Here is a 2,610-nt window from a genome sequence, read left to right on the forward strand (position 1 = left end):
TGGTTTGGTAGGATGCAGGAAACATATTGGTTTAGGGGAGCTGCACTGAGGCTCCCTATTTTTTGTCCCCTTTATTGTCTCAAAGCCCTGTACCGCATGACGTTGAGTACCCTTGTCACCCGTTAAGCCTGAAATCAAGACAACCGGTGTCGTGAGGAGGAAATTAACCCGAATAGCGCACAATGACGGGGCCGATGGTCTGAGTCGACCCGCAATAACCTGCTGATTTTACCCCTCAGCCCATTAGTACGAGCACTCGGTTAAGATGCAATTACCCTGGGACTATTACCAGTAGAGCCCGCATAGCGCGAGTCATGCCCACAAACAGGGTGCGACGCTCGCGGTTGAAAATTTCCTGGGCGGCTTCTTCGGGGGTGTCTTTGGGCAAGTAGGGGAAGCGACTGTCGATAAAGCCTGCGATCGCCACAATGGGAAACTCCAGTCCCTTAGCGGCCTTCAGGGTGAGCACCTTCACGCCGGTCTTGGTCAAATCCAGCTCTCTGCTGCCCATGAAGGTCGCTTCGAGGCCCAGATAGCTCAGTTGCCCAGCGATGTCTTTTCCAGAGCGCTCGCTGGGGGTGAGGATGGCGCAGGCGTCGATACCCAGGCGAAATTCCCTGGCGGCCATACGGCAAAACTGGGCCAGGAGCTGCCCCTCGGCAGCGGTGTCTGCCACAGCTCGCACCGCTGGGGGTGGGCCATAGTTGATGTACTGGCGCTCGATGGGTTCGTCGTCAATTAGCCCAGCTTGGAGATAGTGGTGGGCAGCGGTGTCAATTTCTGCGGTTGTGCGGTGGTTCGTCCGCAAGATGCCGGTGCGGCCTACAAACTTGAGGTCGCTGTGAACATCACCCCAGCGGAAGCTGCTGCCGTAGATCGACTGGTTGGCATCGGCAGTGATGAATAGCCGATTGGGGGCCTGACAGAGCTGCACCAAAAAGCGCAGGGTGTTGGGTGGCAGATCCTGGGCTTCATCCACAATGACGGCATCGTAGACGGGTGGGTTCTCCAGGGTGCGCAGCAGGTCTGCTCCTCGGCTACGAAGCTGTTCCCAGGTTTCTAACCCCTGGGCGGCAAGGTGCTGGTTGAGGTGTTCCCGTAGGTGCCAGATTGCCTGCCGCTGAACTCGGTTGATGGGCACAATGCGCCCTGCCCGTGAGGTGGCCTGGTAGTCTTCCAGGGTTGTTAGCTCCCGGCTCTCGATAATGCTGCCGATTTCTTCCAGCAGGTAGTCGGGGGTTAGTCGCTCTAGGATGAGTCTCTGGGCCTGCTGCTGGAGCAGGTTGCCGGGTAGAGACTCCAGCACATCCTCCATCACCGCCGCTAGCATCTTCTTCAGGTCGCCACCGTTAGCGATCTTGGGTTTCCCTGTCTCGTGGCAAATCAGAGTGTAGACACGACTGTCGGCGGTTTTCACTTCTACATGGCGGATGTCATCCCCCAGAAGTTGTTTCAGCAGTTGCTCGCTGAAGGTGACCAGGGCATTGGTGTAGGTGGTGAAAAGAATGCGGGGAGACTCGACCCCGGCAGCTTTGAGCCGGTGGAGAATTTCACGGGTACGGTAGAGGGCGACAGTGCTTTTGCCGGTGCCGGGGCCACCTTTGAGCAGGGTGGGGCCTTTGGCGTTGGTGGCCCAGGTGACGAATTTTTCTTGCTCGGGGTTGAGCTTGAGCAAAAAGCCCAGCAGGTCGCCTTCTTTGAAGCGCAATAGGTCGGCGGTGTCTTGGGCGATGAAGTCGGGCTGTTGGAGCACTTCTACCAAGGGGCGCTCAAACAGGTATTCGTCGAGTTTGAGGATGATGTCGTCGGAGATGCCGGGGCAGTCGAACAGGGCCTCGCGGTCTTTGATGGGGAGTAGGCGAGGATGGCAAACTTCGGGAATGCGCAGGCGCTTCAGCAGGTCTACGGTGATGGGCTTGGGCAGTGGGGTTTTAGGGGTCTCTTGAGGCGCGAAGATTTTTTCCCAGTTGGGCTGCTGGGGTTGGGAACCGCCGGTTAAGTCGGGGTCGAGCCCGCCTAGAAATTCAGCGTCGATATCGTCGTCGTAGGTGTCGTCGTCGCGTTTGCGGAGGGCCAGCAGGCTGACGTAGGGATGCTCGAAGGTGTAGAAGATGCGGTAGCGACCGGCCCGCAGGCGGTGAAGCTTGCCCCCCATGTATTTGAGCTGCTTTTTGACTTTGGCGTCTGGGGTAGGGTCTTGCAGCAGCAGGTTAATTTTTTCGAGGACTTGGTGGCTTTCTTTGGGGGGTAGCCCCATCCACTCGGTCATGAAGGAGGGCTTTTGGGTGATGAGCCAGGTATCTGCCATGAAATCTTGGGGCCGTGTTGGTGGGAAGCCTCGATTAGGCCGTTGGTTGCCATTGTGCTTAAGGTTCCCAGGGGTGAAGCAGAATCCCTGGTTTTCTTTATCTGGCCTTTATTGGGGGTTTAGCGCGATCGCTCAAGTAAACGAGACACCATCGGCTCGGGAAAGACCCACCATCCTGACTGCCTGACACATCTTTAGGCAGCCTCCCAGGGTGGTAATTGACAGCACAGGGATTGGATCCTAGAGAACCAGATGCGGTCATAATACCGGGCTTCAGCTCTTTTAGAGGCAAAACAGGGCTC

At 57.2% G+C, this 2,610-nt stretch carries 1 protein-coding gene; it reads right to left on the reverse strand.

Annotated features, from left to right (window positions below; translation table 11 throughout):
* Nucleotides 1-271: 271 nt before the first annotated feature.
* Nucleotides 272-2,308, reverse strand: a complete 2,037-nt coding sequence (locus tag IQ254_RS30650; protein ID WP_193969915.1) for a UvrD-helicase domain-containing protein — start codon at nt 2,306-2,308, stop codon at nt 272-274.
* Between the last annotated feature and the right edge of the window lie 302 nt (nt 2,309-2,610).

Origin of the sequence: Nodosilinea sp. LEGE 07088, from assembly GCF_015207395.1 — a bacterium.
GTDB lineage: Bacteria > Cyanobacteriota > Cyanobacteriia > Phormidesmidales > Phormidesmidaceae > Nodosilinea.